This window comes from Pedobacter sp. GW822-FHT03F06, assembly GCF_058801365.1.
This window is the reverse complement of the sequence record NZ_JBXANE010000011.1, coordinates 99,617-115,859: the sequence shown is the minus strand read 5'-3', so window position 1 is coordinate 115,859 and position 16,243 is coordinate 99,617. Positions and strand designations below refer to the sequence as shown.

General features: G+C 38.2%; 14 protein-coding genes. 12 read left to right on the top strand and 2 right to left on the bottom strand.

What is annotated here, in order from left to right:
- The first annotated feature begins 321 nt into the window (after positions 1-321).
- The 6 genes from AC1RJ8_RS19025 to AC1RJ8_RS19000 all read left to right on the top strand — a co-directional run bounded on the left by AC1RJ8_RS19025 (position 322) and on the right by AC1RJ8_RS19000 (position 10,214).
- Positions 322-1,230: an alpha/beta fold hydrolase gene (locus AC1RJ8_RS19025; protein WP_492955168.1), complete on the top strand. Its 909-nt coding sequence runs from the start codon at positions 322-324 to the stop codon at positions 1,228-1,230.
- A gap of 121 nt (positions 1,231-1,351) precedes the next feature.
- Positions 1,352-2,224, top strand: coding sequence for a helix-turn-helix domain-containing protein (locus tag AC1RJ8_RS19020; RefSeq protein ID WP_492955169.1), 873 nt, complete (start codon positions 1,352-1,354; stop codon positions 2,222-2,224).
- 92 nt (positions 2,225-2,316) lie between these two features.
- A complete protein-coding gene (locus tag AC1RJ8_RS19015) occupies positions 2,317-3,066 on the top strand; it encodes a hypothetical protein (protein ID WP_492955170.1) in 750 nt (249 codons plus the stop codon).
- A 625-nt stretch (positions 3,067-3,691) separates the two neighbouring features.
- On the top strand, positions 3,692-5,221 hold the full coding sequence (locus tag AC1RJ8_RS19010) for a reverse transcriptase family protein (RefSeq protein ID WP_492955171.1): 1,530 nt from the start codon (positions 3,692-3,694) through the stop codon (positions 5,219-5,221).
- 9 nt (positions 5,222-5,230) lie between these two features.
- Positions 5,231-8,572, top strand: coding sequence for a hypothetical protein (locus tag AC1RJ8_RS19005; RefSeq protein ID WP_492955172.1), 3,342 nt, complete (start codon positions 5,231-5,233; stop codon positions 8,570-8,572).
- The gene (locus AC1RJ8_RS19000; protein ID WP_492955173.1) at positions 8,556-10,214 is read left to right on the top strand and encodes a hypothetical protein; all 1,659 of its coding nucleotides are present in this window, start codon (positions 8,556-8,558) and stop codon (positions 10,212-10,214) included. The genes AC1RJ8_RS19005 and AC1RJ8_RS19000 overlap by 17 nt, the downstream gene beginning before the upstream one ends.
- Positions 10,215-10,408: 194 nt before the next feature.
- On the opposite strand, the gene AC1RJ8_RS18995 is transcribed toward AC1RJ8_RS19000, so the two are convergent.
- Positions 10,409-11,311, bottom strand: a complete 903-nt coding sequence (locus tag AC1RJ8_RS18995; protein ID WP_492955174.1) for a DMT family transporter — start codon at positions 11,309-11,311, stop codon at positions 10,409-10,411.
- Positions 11,311-11,853, bottom strand: coding sequence for a GNAT family N-acetyltransferase (locus tag AC1RJ8_RS18990; protein WP_492955175.1), 543 nt, complete (start codon positions 11,851-11,853; stop codon positions 11,311-11,313). Before AC1RJ8_RS18990 ends, AC1RJ8_RS18995 begins: the two co-directional genes overlap by 1 nt.
- 72 nt (positions 11,854-11,925) lie before the next feature.
- Between AC1RJ8_RS18990 and AC1RJ8_RS18985 the strand changes: the two genes are divergently transcribed.
- The 6 genes from AC1RJ8_RS18985 to eboC all read left to right on the top strand — a co-directional run bounded on the left by AC1RJ8_RS18985 (position 11,926) and on the right by eboC (position 16,241).
- Complete coding sequence (locus AC1RJ8_RS18985; protein WP_492955176.1) at positions 11,926-12,792, top strand: LysR family transcriptional regulator; 867 nt, start codon at positions 11,926-11,928, stop codon at positions 12,790-12,792.
- A 43-nt stretch (positions 12,793-12,835) separates the two neighbouring features.
- Positions 12,836-12,970, top strand: a complete 135-nt coding sequence (locus tag AC1RJ8_RS18980; protein ID WP_492955177.1) for a hypothetical protein — start codon at positions 12,836-12,838, stop codon at positions 12,968-12,970.
- A 114-nt stretch (positions 12,971-13,084) separates the two neighbouring features.
- Complete coding sequence (locus AC1RJ8_RS18975; protein ID WP_492955178.1) at positions 13,085-13,465, top strand: transmembrane 220 family protein; 381 nt, start codon at positions 13,085-13,087, stop codon at positions 13,463-13,465.
- Between the two features lie 16 nt (positions 13,466-13,481).
- Positions 13,482-14,339: an EboA domain-containing protein gene (locus tag AC1RJ8_RS18970; protein ID WP_492955179.1), complete on the top strand. Its 858-nt coding sequence runs from the start codon at positions 13,482-13,484 to the stop codon at positions 14,337-14,339.
- Between the two features lie 26 nt (positions 14,340-14,365).
- Positions 14,366-15,352: a TatD family hydrolase gene (locus tag AC1RJ8_RS18965; protein ID WP_492955180.1), complete on the top strand. Its 987-nt coding sequence runs from the start codon at positions 14,366-14,368 to the stop codon at positions 15,350-15,352.
- Positions 15,353-15,356: 4 nt separating this feature from the next.
- The gene (eboC, locus tag AC1RJ8_RS18960; RefSeq protein WP_492955181.1) at positions 15,357-16,241 is read left to right on the top strand and encodes a UbiA-like protein EboC; all 885 of its coding nucleotides are present in this window, start codon (positions 15,357-15,359) and stop codon (positions 16,239-16,241) included.
- The last annotated feature ends 2 nt before the right edge of the window (positions 16,242-16,243 follow it).

Here is a 16,243-nt window from a genome sequence, read left to right as displayed (position 1 = left end):
ATACTATAGTTTCCTACAAGTACGGTATTACGATTCGGATAGCGTAAAATTTATCCCTATGCAATTGGTGTTTCCGTAATTGCTATAATTAAATGTTCCCGGGATATTTGCTTTGGTATTATTAAGTAAGCTAGGTGGAATAGGATAAAAGTCTAATCGTTCGTTGATAAGGGTTTAGAATAAGTGTCATAAATATCCTTTATGGGAAAAATGTACAATATTGTTGTCCGTTTGTCCATTCCCTGGGCCTGGCGTTCTCCCCATCTTTGTATTGTCAATAAACAACAAATATTTCAAACATTAATTTTAAAAAAAATAACAATGAAAAATCTAATCTTAACCGCAAGTCTAATCATGACTTTATTAACAAGCCAATTCGCTTTTTCACAAAACAAAAGAGTCCCAGCTTCAGCCGGAAGGTCTGAATATATCGAAGTTGAGCCAGGTGTAAAACTTCATGTAACTGATCTTGGCGAAGGTCAACCCATCGTATTGATCCACGGATGGCCGCTTAGCGATGAAATGTACCAATATCAATATCAGTATCTGGTAAGGAAAGGTTTCAGGGTGATCGGCATTTCATTACGTGGTTTCGGTAAATCTGATAAACCTTATGGAAAGTACAATTTCGATGTTTTTTCTGATGACATTTATGCTGTTCTCCATACCTTAAAAATAGAGAATGCTGTATTGGGTGGTTTTTCTATGGGTGGTGCCGTTACCATTCATTATGTAAATAAATATAAATCTGCACATGTGAGCAAACTGGCACTATTTGCAGCAGCTGCTCCATCATGGAAACAACGTGCAGATTACAATTACGGAATATCTGAGGATGGTGCTGCTGCACTGATCAAACAAACCATGACCAACAGGGAAGAGCTGATAGGTGGGTTAGGTGCAGCATTTGCGGCCAAAGGTACCACACTTCAAAAAAATACAGAGAAATGGCTTGAAAATATCAACTTATCTGCAAGTCCATATGTAGTTACCGAATCTATCAGTGCCCTTGGCGATCTGGATTTGCGCCCTGTGCTTAAAAACATAACCATCCCCGTAGCCATATTTCAGGGTACAAAAGATCAACTGATTGATTTTGCCTTGGCTGAGCAATTGCATAAAGGTTTAAAAAACTCATACATCGTGAAATTTGAGAACAGCGGACACGCACTTTTTGTAGAAGAGATGGATAAATTCAACTCGGAGCTTGAGCAGTTTGCAAAAAAATAATTTATAAGACAAGATTACTTGCAGGTTTAAATGCCCGCAAGTAATTTTTGTTTTAACGAAATATTGAAATCGTTACCAATAATGGTAATTTTATTTTTTAATCCTTTTTATTAACCCTTTCATGAAACAAAGCATTTTTGATGTAAACCTTAAAACCATCGGCATGGTAAATGTTGATTTAGAAAGTATTGAGGCCATCAATTCTGAAGCATACAAATCCTATATCAAGGTGCTTTATCTTAATGAAGGATTTGAAATAAAAGTAGACTTTAACGTTTACCACACCACTAGTCCAACGCTGTTCTTTATCAGTCCAAATCAGGTACTCAGCATCGAAAAACTTGGTGAGCAATCGGGTCGTCTGGTGTTCTATAACCGCGATTTCTATTGTATACAGTTGCATGATGAAGAAGTTGCCTGCGATGGGCTCCTGTTCAATAACATCAACAATATGCCAATGACGGTGATACCCCAGCAGGATGCCACATTTATAGAATACCTGTTTTCCAGGATCGAGGATGAATTTGAACTGAAAGACGGATCGCTGGAAGAAATGATCAGGACTTACCTTAAACAGCTTTTGATCAAGTCTACCCGATTATGGAAGGTGCAACACCTGGAAGGGGTGATGGCGGCCAGACCGAACAATGATCTTGAGTTCTTCAGAAAGTTTACCCAATTGGTCGAAGCAAACTTTAAGGAAAAGCATCATGTTGCCGATTACGCCGATCTGCTGGTGATAGCCCCCAAAACCCTTACCCATAGGTTCAAGCGGCTTAAACTTCCCCAGCCGAACGAGATCATCAAAAACAGGATTATCCTGGAGGCAAAAAGATTGCTTGTACATACAGACAGAACGGCAAAGGAGATTGCCTATTCCCTGGGTTATGACGATCCTGCCTATTTCAGCAGATTGTTTTTTATCAAGACTGGCGAGCCTCCATCTGGCTTCAGGTCTAAATACCTAAGTAAACACGAACCAAAACAGACTTAATCTTCAATGATCTTTTATGTCATCGAATAGAAGTAGAGCGCTTTTGCTAAACATTGCGGCAGCGTTAAAAGAAAAAAATCAAATAATTTAACATGAAAACAAAGCTTATTGTATTGGTGGCCACCCTTATTTTAACATCGGTGAAAACCTTTGCCGGTTGGTACAATACTTATAATTATACGGGTTTAATCGACAGGTATCCGGTTACTTTATCTTTTCAGGTAAAAGAAGGCTATTTCGGTGAGCCTGCAAAAAAACACTATAATGTTATTGGTGTCTATAAATACGATAAACTTAATCATCCTATCAGGCTTGAGGGCGTTTTTAACCAAAGTACCCAGGAGATTAAAATTTATGAAATTGGGGCTAATAACAGCGTTTCGGCCACTTTTCATCTTAATTTTTCAACTCAGCAGCTCACAGGTACCTGGAGCCGTGGTAAAAGTAAGCTGAAAGTAAACCTGCGGCTTGTAAACAGACTGAGTGATCTCTCAGATGAAGCGTTCGATAATACCCGGATCCTTCAGTTTCCGTCTTTGAAAGATTACTATTTTATCGGTGTTTATGCTAAAAAGAGTAAATCTACCGAAGCACACATGCGCGAATTAAAGATCATCAATAAGGAAACTAATAAAACCTTTCAGACCCTTAATTTTGACCATATCGAAACGCCCACAGGCAATGTCATGACCATCATTTATGATAACATTACGACAGGCAAAGGCAATGATTTTCTAATCTCCAATCAGATCGGCAGGGTTGGCGGATACCTTAACGTGAATTTTAATATTAAGAACAAAAAGTTTGTGCTCAATCCGGAACCCGTTGCAGAAGGGTTGTAAAGCAATAAAAAATGCTTCAAATGTGAAAATATTTTTCCTGATCAGTTTGCGGGTGATATTTAGCTGATGAAAAGGAAAAAGGAATAAATAATGATGATTTGATTATCACTAATATAAATCAGGTATTTCAGGGCAATATTAACCCATCGGCTTCATCAGCAGTAAAAAGTGATTTAAATGTTAAAAGTATTCCTGTTGATCAGTATAGCTTTAACTTAGATATTAATCGAACTTTGAATTATCAAAGCTGATTTCTTTCCTTTAGAATATCGCCCATATGGTAAAAATAAAATTTGAAAGTAACTTAGAAATTAGTTTCAAAATCGAAATATTTATTTCTATATTGCCCGTGGATTTAAAAAATACCTTGCTTTTTCTGAATAAGAAAATGGTGATGTTTCGTCATCGATGAACTAATATTTGACACTCGGCACTACCTGCAATCTTTATGGGGAGAACACGTACTATACGTACGGTTTCGGTTCCATACTCCACGAGTTTAACCGTACGTATAGTACATGTTCTCTGGAGTTGATTGATATAGTCCTATGAAAATACGAAGGATTTTAAATTCGGGCCCTGTTTTATAAAAAAGACAGGGCTTTTTAACTAAATCAAGCTCCAAATGGCAGAAAAACTGAGCCGACAACAAATCTACGACCGTATTCGGGCTACCTCAAAAGAAAGTTATATCCTTGAAGAAATGCAGCGTCTTGGTTTTTGGGAATCTGCAGATACACCAAGTTTACCAGAAGTTTTAATTAAACGGGAACTTGTTGCAAACCAAGAGCTGAACAATCTTTTGGCGCAGGATCGGAAATACCAGAACCAAGAAGCCATGCTAAAAGAAATGCGTAAAGCACGCATGAAATTGGCAAAGGATAAACGAGCGTTAACCAAGCAAAAAAACAAACAAAAGAAGGATGATAAGGCTGCAAACTGGACGAATATTCAGCAACAGCAGATCATTTATTTGGGCAATGGAGTTTCAGGTGGCTTAAATCAAACGGAATCTGATGTAGAAACTTTACAGAAATTTAATCTGCCGGTTTTTAATCAGATTATCGATTTTGCATCAGCCATTGGTACAGATTTATCCGCTTTACGGTACTTGCTCTATCAAAGAAAAGTTTCCCGAATAAGTCATTACCATACTTTCGAAATTCCTAAAAAAACAGGTGGAAAAAGATTGATATCTGCACCAAAATCGAGGCTAAAAGCCTTGCAACTTTGGGTATTGGAGAAGATTTTAAACCGCATTGAAATTAATGATCACGTTCATGGTTTTATCAAAGAACGCTCCATAATCAGCAATGCGCAACCACACCTTGAAAAAGACATCGTTATTAATGTCGATTTAAAAGATTTCTTTCCAAGTATTAGTTACAAACGCGTAAAGGGTTTATTTCATAAATTAGGCTACTCAGAGCAACTTGCTACGGTATTTGGCTTAATTTGTACCCACGCAGAAACGGAACATGTAGAAATGGATGGTGTATCTTATTACGTGCAAAAAGGAGATCGTGTGCTACCGCAAGGCTCTCCTGCCAGTCCAGCGATTAGCAATTTAATCGCCTTTAAACTTGATAAGAAAATTACCGGATTAGCATCAAAATTCAACTTTACTTATACCCGATATGCTGATGATTTAAGTTTTTCTACATCGAAAGAAAACGAAAAAAATATTGCCGGTTTATTGTTTTTTCTCAAAAAGATCATAGAATCTGAAGGTTTTACCATGCACCCTGCCAAAACGCATATCATGCGAAAAGGTAATCTGCAAAAGGTTACCGGCATTGTGGTAAACGAAAAATTAAATGTTCAGCGAAATCAGCTGCGCAAATTTAGAGCGCTTTTGCACCATATAGAATCGAATGGATGGAAAGACCAAAAATGGGGCAATGCTAAAAATTTGATTAATGCTGTGGAGGGTTACATCAATTTTGTGAAGATGGTAAATAACAATAAGGCTGCCGCTTTTAAAACTCAGCTCGAAAATATTGTTGCCAAACATGGTTATCCGGCTGTTGAGAAAGCGGTTGTGGAAGTTGAAATCGAAAGTATTGTAGCAGAAGTAGTGCCCGAAGTTAAATTGGAAACCCTCATAAAACCATCAAATGATGCCAAACAGTACGATTGGTGGAACATTCTTTAAACGTTTTGTATGAAACTCATTAAACAAAGTAAATTATTTTTTAAAGAAGGAAAATCTGATAAGGTATATGAGATTGATCTTTGCGAGCTTTCTGCAAACGAATTCTTGGTGAATTTTAGATACGGTAGAAGAGGAAGTACGCTTAAAGAAGGAACTAAAACGCCTGCTGCATTACCTTTGGCCAATGCTGAAGTGCTTTTTGCAGAATTGGAAAACGAAAAACGCAAAAAAGGTTATCAAACCGAAACGGAAGTATTTATGGAACTCCCATCCTTAGATGCCGTTGAACCCGATACTTTAAATGGTACAATTTTGCAACGCCTGCAAGATGCTGTGGTTGGTAGAAACAGTTTCAGAACTGAATGGAAAACTAGTCGTGTAATTTGGAAAGCAGGCATGTTAAACGTGCGGGAGGCTGTTCCGTTTATTATCAAGCTGGCAACAAGAGGGAATGAAATGCAAACTTACGCGGCCTTATATGCGTTAACAAAATTAAATGCGGTTACGGCCGAGCCACTGTTTATGGCTTTGGCCAATAACGTTAAACAAAAAAGTCATATCGTAAACGTTGCTTTTGAGGGGCTTTTAACGATTGCTAATGAGGCTGAAAAGCAAAAGATTACCAGTCAGTTATTAGAAAAGCTACCTGCAGAAATAAGATATGCTATAGAAACAAACGATTTAGAATTGCTTAAGGCCACTTTATATCAAAATATAAACGATAAAGAGGTAGAATGTTTCACCACACTTTATTTATTATGCAAAGTGCAGCCAACTTTGTTGCCGATACTTAATCATGTATTAAAAACCTGCCCATACAAACCACCGTTTTTTAAACACCTGAGGGCAATTTATAAACTGGCGCAGTTAAGAAACGATGTAACAACTTTGGCTATTTTATTTTATGGTTTCGAGAAACAACCCGCCATGTTTAGGCGAACATATTCGCTTGATTCTAATTATAGGCAATATTTAACCGCTATTGACCTCACCGTTAGGGTAGGTGCAGAGCTTAAAAATAAAGATAGTAAGCTGGCGTTTTCGCAATACACTAAAACCTATTTTCAGAAAAATGCAGTCGAGTTTCTTAAAAATGCCGGAGCGACCAAAAATGCTTCAGCCTATTTAAAACTTGCTGTTAATATTTTACTGCAGTATAAAGAAACAGATTATTCTATTGCGGAAGAAAAGCCATTGAGCGAATACGGACGGTACAATTATAAAACAAAACAATATTCGTATCTAATTGTCAATTATCCCGAATGTTCTGAATCGCTACTGCTTTCTACCATCCTTTTTGGTAATGATCCGAAGCGCCAGTTGCAAGCTAATTTAAAGTTTATAACCAACAGCCGAACGGTAACCAGTCCTGATTACTATTACAATGCGGCCAATGTTCGAGCCGTAGCTGCCAGATCAAATATAGGTTTTAATAATGATAACGGTGTTTCAGTAATTGATGCGGCTAAGAATATTTTTAAAAGTTTATTTGGTAAGAAAAATGTAACACCACCACCTCTGCCAGTGGTTGAGCAAGATACTGCTCCAAAAACAGAGGTAAAAAGTGTATCGCGTTTGGAGCTGTATCCTGAGCTTTGGGATGCTATGCCTCAAGCTTATATACAATTGTTGATGCAAGCTGAGATGAATAGAATACATCTTTTTGCTTACGAAAGGTTAACGGCCCATCCACAATATGAAGAGATTATCCAGCATTTTGACGAACGCTCGATTTTGCAACTGTTAAATAGTAAGTTCGATCTGCCAAATCAGTTCGGGTTTGAAATACTGAAAAACGAAGAAAACAAGCTTGCTCAAAACCCTGTTTTTGTGGCCGAAATATTGGCTTGCAATAGTAGCAACGCCAGGCTTTGGGCGCAAGAATTGGTTAGCCGAAATATCGAACTGTATTTTAATGATATTGAATTTTTGTTGATTGTGTTATTCAATGCTCAGGCAGAAAGCAAAAATTGGATCAATGAAACATTACAGAAAAATCTGTTTTCTGGGGATAGGATACAAGCTATTTTAGGCAAAGTGATTACCGAACTGCTTCATTTTGAAAATACAGATAGCAACAATCTTCAAGCTAAAAATGCTATTGATCGTTTAGGGTTATTTGCTGAAACGCAAATGGAAAAATTGAGCTGGAATATTGTTGAGCAGTTAATATCATCGGTATTAAATACCAATAAAATTTTGGCGACGAAAATATTACTGAATAAGGTTAAAAAGGTTTCTCCAACGGAAATCCCGATCTCTTTAACAAAATTGTTATTGCTTAGTGAATTTCCTGAAGTTCGCGATGGGGGCATTGAGTTACTAAATAAATACCCTGAGCATTTTATTGTTGAAAATATCCAATTGTTGCTCAGCCTGATTGATAGTGGCGATGAAAAAGTTTTAGAGGCTATATTTAAAATTATCGAGAAAATATCTGCGCACCAATCTGAAATTGGAAATGCCATTGTGCCACATTTTGTTTATGCTTTAATGCGTAAAGAGAAGTTTGAAGGTTCACACACGAAGTTAAGTGAATTTTTACTGCAAAATCTAAAACCATACTGGAGCAGTGGTTTACAGCCCAAAGATATTACAAAACTGATTCATGCACAATACCGGATTAGTCAGTTGGCAGGATATGAAATTCTGAAAGCTTATGGTAACCCGGACCGGTTTTCTTTGCGGCAGATTATTTCTTTTGGCAGTCATGAAATCCTTGCTATCCGCCAATGGAGCTGGAATTATTTCAAGCAACATGTATCACGAATCCGAGCGGAAAGAAATCAATCACTTTACCTGTTAGATTCAAAATGGGACGATACCAGGGCTTATGCATTTCATTTTTTTAAAACTGAGTTTACTGAAGCAGATTGGGATCCGGATACCTTAATTGGAATTGTAGATTCGATTAGACCAGATGTTGAAAGCTTTGGCAAGGAAATGATTACCCGGTTTTTCAATGCAGAACATGCCTTAGATTATTTAATAAAATTAAGCGAGCACCCAAGTGTAAATGTTCAGGCTTTTGTAAGTAGTTACCTATCCATGTACGCTAAAGATAAACCTAATTTGCTGGGAGCGTTAACGTTTTACTTCCGTTCGGCACTTACCCGTGTTAACAAAGGCAGGGTAGCCAAGGATCGGATTTTTAACTTCCTACACCAGGAATCGATAAAGAATGTGGAAACTGCAATTTGGGCAATAAGTATTTTAGATGATGTTTCAGCACAATCAACCATTCAGGATAAAGCTGTTTGCATCGACATCTTAACAAAAATTAAAATGCAATATCCTGATTTGGATATGCATCTCATCATCAAAAACGAAGCGCATGTTATTCAATTATAAATATAGTGGAAACACTTCCATCAGTAATGATGCGAATGAAACGGCAATGCGTTTTGTGCCAGATGCACTGCGTGATCCAACTTTTTTTGTTGGGAAATTAAATAAAAAGATCGCTTTTCGCGAGGCAATATCTGCGTTGCATGATGTAGTTGTTTCTGATCTTCGTTACAAACCGAAAGATAAAGCTGAATATAAAGCCTGGGCGGAAGAACAGGAGAAACTTTGGCTAGGCGAATATATGGCTGGGTTCCAAATAGAACAGGTGAGAAATCGCATCGAGGAAATTAGAAACGATTTAAAGCAGATTTATCGGGAAAAAGATCGGTTACTTGGGCCATTTAACAAAGCAAAGAGTCGATACTTCGATTACTTGTATAAAAATGATCGCGATGCATGGGTTGTTCTTGATCCGGTGATTACGGTTCATCCTGATGAGTTGTTTTTCGAATGTTTTAGTCAAGATGAATCCTCGTACGGTAAGCTAAGCTGTAACTATAATGTGTTTACAGAAATTAATGAATTTAAATGTGGCACAACAAATATCGATTATTCGGCAGAATTATATGGCGAATTCCAAAAAATAAGAGGCTATAAGGATACCTCATTTAAAATTGATCCGTCGGGATTTGAGGCCAAAACCACCAATGAAGAGGTTTATAAAGAAGTTAAAATAGATTTACCGGATTCGTGGGTGAGGGGCTTTTTGCAGGTAAGTGCGGCAATGACTTTGCCAGCAACCGCATTCGAACTGCATCCGATGGATATTTTTAGCCTTTGCCAATACTTACGCCGTTTTAAAGAAACTGCTGGCCCACGTGCGTTGCGGTTTATTTTAGAACCAGGTAAACCGGTACGCCTGGTTATCGAACCCTGGTATGAAACCTTAACTTTCCATCGCTCTATTTATACTGGTTCGGAGGAAAAGACAATCAGAATTTGGGGCAGAAGAAGATTGATGATTTTGGAACGTTTAATTCCGATTGCGAAAAGTTTTAAAGTAGTTTTATTAGGCTCAGGATTGCCTTCTTTTTTTATGGCCGATTTGGGCGATATGACTTTTACGCTCGGACTGTCAGGCTGGACAAATAACGATTGGAGCAGGGCAGGTAATTTCGATTTAATGGCACCTCGTGGAAATGTAGATATACTGACCAAACAACAGGTTTTTACCACTTTAAAAGAAACCTGGTATGCGTCAACGGCAGAAATAACAACAAAAACAGGACTGAGCGCTGCTGTGGTTTCGTCGGCGTTAACGGCTTACACCCAGGCAGGGCGCGTAATTTACGATCTGAAACAGGGTGTTTATCGCGTAAGAGAACTAAGCCAGGAACCGCTCGATTTTAGTGCTTTACGTTTTGGTAGCGAACAAGAAAGAATAGCGAACGAATTTATAACGAAAGATCATGTAAAAATTGCCGCCAAAATTGAAGATGATGTACTTGAAATAAAAGGCAAAGTGAAAACTAAAAATGAAACTTTTAGTACCCAGGCATGGATTGATAAAGATCAGCGTTTAATTGAAGGTACTTGCGAATGCGCTTTTTATCTAAGCAATAAACTTAGAAAAGGACCCTGTGAACATATTTTGGCAACCAGAATGATGTTGCAGAACAATGCGGTTAAAGTTGCAGCTAACTAAAAAGCAATTTTCCCTACGGAATTTCGATAAGCAGTCAAAAGCATATCTCTAAAATCAGGTACCGCTCCTGCACATGCCCAATGTCGTTAAGTTAAGCGTTTTAAACTACAGATGCATACGGATTTTCATATCTGTGTGCATCTGTGGTTAAATTATTTTTGCTTGTGCCGAATGCCTAACTTAATAACATAAACCTAATATTTTTTCTCCTTCGATACCTTAAGCAGTGCAAATGGATTTGGCATTCTCCACTTAAGTTCAGCGATCAGCGTTGCTAAAAATATCATTCCGCCACCAATCAATAACCTTGATGTAATTTCTTCTCCCAAAATAAAGTGTGCGGCAAAGGCTCCGAAAATAGGTTCGAAAAGATAGATGATGGATACCCTTTCGGCGCTAATGTACTTTTGAGAAATATTCGAGATGGTGTACATGTATGCCGTTGAAAATAGCGCACAAAAAATTATTCCAATCCAAAATGTTTCCTGCTGAGGAATCCAGGTGGCGTTTCCCTGAATAAACGTTAATAAAAAAGTTAATATAGCACAAGTGGCAAACATAGGTACAATGGTAGGGATAATGTCGCCTGCCGTTGATTCCTTTTCGATCTGGATTAGATATATGGCGAAACAAAAAGCACCGATAATGGTATATAAATCGCCGGTTCCAATACTGAATTTATCGGTAACCGATATTACAAAAAGGCCCATTAAAGCCGTGAATGCCGCAATCCATATTTTTAGTGCCGCAGGTTTTCGATAAATAATAAGTTTAATCACCGGAATCATTACAACGGTTATTCCGGCTACAAATGAACATTGTGATGCTGAGGTATGCGTAATACCCAATGTTTGCAAATAAATGCCAAGTACCAGTGGAACAGCTAAACTTGCGCCTGTTTTAATAGCTGCTGAATCGAGTTTTTTTACATATTTCCAAAAAATAACCGATAACACCATTGTGGCGAGTAAAAAGCGATAAAACAAAAACAGAACAGGCTGGTGCTGCCCGATAGCAAGTTTGGTAACAGAAAAGGAAATTCCCCAGAACGCCGTACCCAGTATCAATAAAATCAAAAAGAGGTTTCTTTTTTCCATTAGGATACTTTTAATTCGTTATCAACCAATGCTTTTTTCATCATTAAATCGGTTTGTTCATCATCTCCAAGCCTAAATTTATGCTTACCGAAAGGGGTAAAGCCATTTTTTTCGTAAAATCTTAATGCCCTGTAATTTTCTTCCCATACGCCCAGCCAAACATAACTGGCTTGTAGTTCAAGCGCAATATCAATGGCTTTTTGATAAAGCAACTGGCCAACTTTTTGACCGTAAAATGTTTTCAAAAGGTAAATCCGCTCAATTTCAAGCGCATCAAGGTTTAGTTTTTCGGTTTGCGCCTGCCCAATATTGATCTTTAAATAGCCAATCGCTTTTCCTTCAAGCAGCGCGAAATAAAACTGAGAATCCTGATTACTGAGTTCCGCTTTCAGTTTTTCTTCCGAAAAGCCTTTTTCGAGGTAATCTTTCATGTTTTCCTCCGTGTTTACATCTGCGAAAGCTTCAGAAAATGTTGTTCTTCCAATCTCCTGTAATTTTTCGATATCCGCTGGTGTTGCCCTTTCGATTATGATCTGCTCCATGGCACGAATGTAACAACTCTTTAAATGTAATAAAATGCTATTTTTTCATTTATTAATGCGTATTTTGCATTAATGGATCTTCAGCGAATCAAGTACTTTTTAGCCTTGGCAGAACAGCTTCATTATTGGAAAACGGCTGAAAAGGTAAATATTACGCAGTCGGCCCTAACCCGCCAAATTCAGTCGCTCGAAAATGAATTGGGGCTGCAGCTTTTTGAACGTAATAAACGTAATGTGAAGCTCACCCCGGCAGGTAAGTTCTTAAAAGAAAAATGGGAAGTAGAGTTAAGTGAGCTCGAATATATCCATCAGTTTGCCAAACAGATCCATTTAGGCGAGCGCGGAACCATTACGATTGCACATCCTGATTCTATATCGGCTTCTATCATGCCCGATATTTTGGCTAAGATAACGCAGGCATTTCCACAGCTTCAAATTAAGTTGGTGCAGGTTTTATACGAAAATCAGCTGGATTTTCTAAAGAACTACAAAATTGACCTGGCCATTACGAGGGATATTACCAGTGAGCAGGGTATTAAATCAAAAAAAATATACTCCGATCACCTGGCTCTGGTGGTTCCGTTAGCACATTCTTTTAAAAAAATTGAAGATTTATCTACGGAGCGCCTTAAAGTGCAGAAGTTTATTCTGCCGACTAAGGATGAGGGTAGTAGTTATAGCGAGATTATTCAGGCACTTTTCAAATCTTACGATTTTGTTCCCGATGTATTTCTACATTCCGAATTTGGATCTACGATTATTGCACTCGTTAGGAAAGGATTAGGAATAGCCATTTTGCCCGACTCTTATATGCACCATCAAAGCCCAGGCTTACGGTTTATTCCTTTGCCTTTTAAAACCGATATATTGATTAACTGGCGGGCCGATGACCATAATCCTGTGCTTGCGAATATTCTAAAACTTGTTTTTGGCGGTTAGATTGACGGTTTAGATTGACGTTTTTTTGCTCATCACCAAAATAATGCTAATACTTTCTAATGTTAAGCGTTATAATTTTTACGATGATGATGTAGATTGCCTTTCTTTTTATACCATATCTAAAGAAGAGGAAAGATACAGGGTAAACCTCGTTTTTAATCAAAAAAAACTTTTATAGCAGTATATAATTTACAATTTTTAAGCAAAAAAAGCATTCAGTTTAAATAACTTTGTTTTTCAATGAAAAAAATTGGGAAATCGATTTAGTTTGTTTTAAACCAAATAATTTAAAATGCTTTTAATTATCCTTAACATTATTTTTTGCATCTCGTTTTTAGGCTTTGCCTACGTAAATTTAAATGATAACGATGCTTTTCTTTGGGTGTCTATCTATTTAAGTGCCGCAATATGCTGCGGATTAGCTGCAGCGGGTAAATTTTATCCTTTCGCTTATCTGTTTTTAACTGCTTTCTACATAATTTATGCCGTTATCCTATTTTTTGCAAAAGATGGTGTAAGAGATTGGATAATGAAATATAAGCGGCCAAGTTTGGTTGAAAGCATGCAGGCCACTAAACCTTATATCGAGCAAACGAGAGAATTTTTTGGTCTGTTGATTATTGCGGGGGCTTTGTTGATCAATTATTTTATTTCGGCAGGTATCACCAGCTAATAGATTTAGATACTTTATGAAAGGTGATGATACGATGGCTATCCAAAAAGCTTTATCAGCTATTATAAAAAGCAATGTAAGTGCAGATGGCCAAAATTGGCTGGAAAGTATAACACAATCTGCTGATCAAAGCAGTAAAATCAGCCAGGCATTTGTGATGGTGCCGCGCAAAACCGGAAAATCGCTTATTCAACTTAATGAAGAGCAAAAGCTTTTAATAGAAGAGGCAGAGATCGGTTATATTCGTAACTGGACGATAGATAGGCTTTGTCGAGTTTGGTTGCTGAGCACTTTAAATTCAGAAGACCAGGATAAACGCTACGCAACCATCGATCGTTTATTCCTGTCGGCAGAAATGAATGAGGCAGTGGCTTTATATTCAGCCTTGCCGTTTTTAGCTCATCCTGAAATTTGGGTAAAACGTTGTGCTGAAGGAATTAGGAGCAATATCGGATCGGTTTTGGAAGCGATAATGGAAAACAATCCCTATCCTTCAGAAAATCTGGATGAAGCTGCCTGGAACCAATTGGTGCTGAAAGCGTTTTTTACCGAAAAAAATATCAACCTCATTATTGGTTTAGATAAACGGGCTAATCTGGATCTTGCACTAACTTTGATTGATTATGCAAAAGAACGTTGGGCGGCCAAACGAAAGGTAAACCCACAGCTTTGGCGCCTGGTTAGTAAATTTATCAACGCCGAGATTTTTGAGACCCTTAAAGTAGGTTTACAGCATTACGATCAAATTGAACAACGCGCCATTGCACTTGCTATCGCACAGTCCGATTATCAGCCGGCAAAAGATTATATTAACACTTTTCCTGAACTTAAGTTGGCCCTCTCGGAAGGAAACTTAAACTGGGATTCATTTTAACCATTAGAAATTCAAAACAGAAATATATGTGTTGCAGTAGTTCAATTGAAAGAGATAAGGCACTGATGGGGGAGCCTGAAGCGTTCGATATCAGTGCGGTAAAGGGAATGAAATTCTTCGACCCACATGTTCACATGACTTCGAGAACAACAGACGATTACCAGGCGATGGCCGATGCAGGCGTTGTTGCTTTGATAGAACCCGCATTTTGGCTGGGGCAGCCACGTACCGGATTGGATAGTTTTAGAGATTATTACAGTAGCCTGATCGGTTGGGAACGCTTTCGCTCTTCTCAATTTGGAATTAAACATTATTGCACCATTGGCCTAAATTCAAGAGAAGCCAATAACGAAAGCCTGGCAGAGCAGGTAATGGAAATATTGCCATTATTTATCTATAAAGAAGGTGTAGTTGGCGTAGGCGAGATCGGCTTCGACGACCAGACTGCTGCCGAAGAAAAATATTACAGATTACAACTTCAGCTTGCTAAAGAAGCAGGTTTACCTGTTCAGGTGCATACACCACACCGCGATAAGAAAAGAGGTACACAACGCAGTATGGATATTGCTTTGGAGCATGGCCTTGATCCTTATAGCGTAATTATCGATCACAATAACGAAGAGACCGTAAAAGAGGTTTTAGATAGAGGCTTTTGGGCTGCTTTTACCATTTATCCGTTTACTAAGATGGGTAACGAGCGTATGGTAGAAATTGTAAAACAATATGGCGCTGAGCGTATTATGGTAAATTCTGCTGCCGATTGGGGTATCAGCGATCCTTTGGCTGTACCGAAAACGGCTGCTTTAATGAAAATGCGTGGTTTAAGTGATGAGGATATCGAGCTGGTTACTTACCACAATGCGATTACTGCATTTGCACAGAGCGGACAGCTGGATGAAGCCGATTTCAATGCGCAAAAAAATGTAGACCTTACCGAGAAATTCGAAGGCAATACCATTTTGCGCGGCGGACAGCAGCCAAGAGCAGATAAATCATCTATCATCATTAGCTAAAATATTGAAAAAAATAATTGTCTATCTGCGCATGATGCGCCCTGCCAATATTGTTACTTCAGTAGCCGATATTTTAGCAGGAATTGCCATTTCTGGAGTTTTAAGTAATGGATTTTCCATTCCATGGTTATCTATTGTGTTTTTGGCCACATCAACAGCCTGTTTGTATGGAGGAGGAATCGTTTTTAACGATGTTTTTGATGCCGATCTGGATAAAATAGAACGTCCGGAGCGGGCCATTCCCAGTGGGCAGATCAGCTTAAAAAATGCAACCATTTTAGGTAGCCTGTTACTCTTGTGCGGTATTACATTAGCTGCATTAAATGGTTTAACATCGGGCTTATTGGCTCTTTTGGTAGCCGTTTTCGCTTTGCTTTATAATAAATTTGGTAAACACCATTCTTTTTTCGGCCCCTTGAATATGGGTTTATGCCGCGGTTTTAACCTGTTGCTGGGTTTGAGTATTTTGCCAGCAATGCTTTGCAGTCATTATTATTTGGCCATTATTCCAGTAATTTATATTTTCTCCATCACCATGACCAGCCGTGGCGAAGTTCATGGAGGCCATACTAAAAACTTATATTTGGCCGCCTTTCTGTATGCAATCGTGATCTGCGCTATTGCTTATTTTGCTTTTGTAAACGATAGGTTGCTGTGGTCGCTGCTGTTTCTGGTTCCATTTACCTTTATGATTTTCAGGCCACTATTAAAAGCAATAAAGGAACCTATTGGCAAAAATATTGGCGGGGCGGTAAAAGCTGGCGTAATTTCACTTATTTTGATGGATGCCGCATGGGCGGTAACTTTCGATGCCCTTATTTTGGCTTTTATAATTGCAGCTTTATTGCCGTTATCTATGTGGCTTTCTAAATTATTCGCCGTTACTTAACC

Bases quoted from the DNA above. Each gene is read 5' to 3' on its own strand.
- AC1RJ8_RS18995 (WP_492955174.1), bottom strand. From the start codon at position 11,311: ATGGAAAAAAGAAACCTCTTTTTGATTTTATTGATACTGGGTACGGCG.
- AC1RJ8_RS18965 (WP_492955180.1), top strand. From the start codon at position 14,366: ATGTGTTGCAGTAGTTCAATTGAAAGAGATAAGGCACTGATGGGGGAG.
- AC1RJ8_RS18980 (WP_492955177.1), top strand. From the start codon at position 12,836: ATGCTAATACTTTCTAATGTTAAGCGTTATAATTTTTACGATGATGAT.
- AC1RJ8_RS19000 (WP_492955173.1), top strand. From the start codon at position 8,556: ATGTTATTCAATTATAAATATAGTGGAAACACTTCCATCAGTAATGAT.
- AC1RJ8_RS18990 (WP_492955175.1), bottom strand. From the start codon at position 11,853: ATGGAGCAGATCATAATCGAAAGGGCAACACCAGCGGATATCGAAAAA.
- AC1RJ8_RS18975 (WP_492955178.1), top strand. From the start codon at position 13,085: ATGCTTTTAATTATCCTTAACATTATTTTTTGCATCTCGTTTTTAGGC.
- AC1RJ8_RS18985 (WP_492955176.1), top strand. From the start codon at position 11,926: ATGGATCTTCAGCGAATCAAGTACTTTTTAGCCTTGGCAGAACAGCTT.
- AC1RJ8_RS19005 (WP_492955172.1), top strand. From the start codon at position 5,231: ATGAAACTCATTAAACAAAGTAAATTATTTTTTAAAGAAGGAAAATCT.
- AC1RJ8_RS19020 (WP_492955169.1), top strand. From the start codon at position 1,352: ATGAAACAAAGCATTTTTGATGTAAACCTTAAAACCATCGGCATGGTA.
- AC1RJ8_RS19010 (WP_492955171.1), top strand. From the start codon at position 3,692: ATGGCAGAAAAACTGAGCCGACAACAAATCTACGACCGTATTCGGGCT.
- AC1RJ8_RS18970 (WP_492955179.1), top strand. From the start codon at position 13,482: ATGAAAGGTGATGATACGATGGCTATCCAAAAAGCTTTATCAGCTATT.
- AC1RJ8_RS19025 (WP_492955168.1), top strand. From the start codon at position 322: ATGAAAAATCTAATCTTAACCGCAAGTCTAATCATGACTTTATTAACA.
- AC1RJ8_RS19015 (WP_492955170.1), top strand. From the start codon at position 2,317: ATGAAAACAAAGCTTATTGTATTGGTGGCCACCCTTATTTTAACATCG.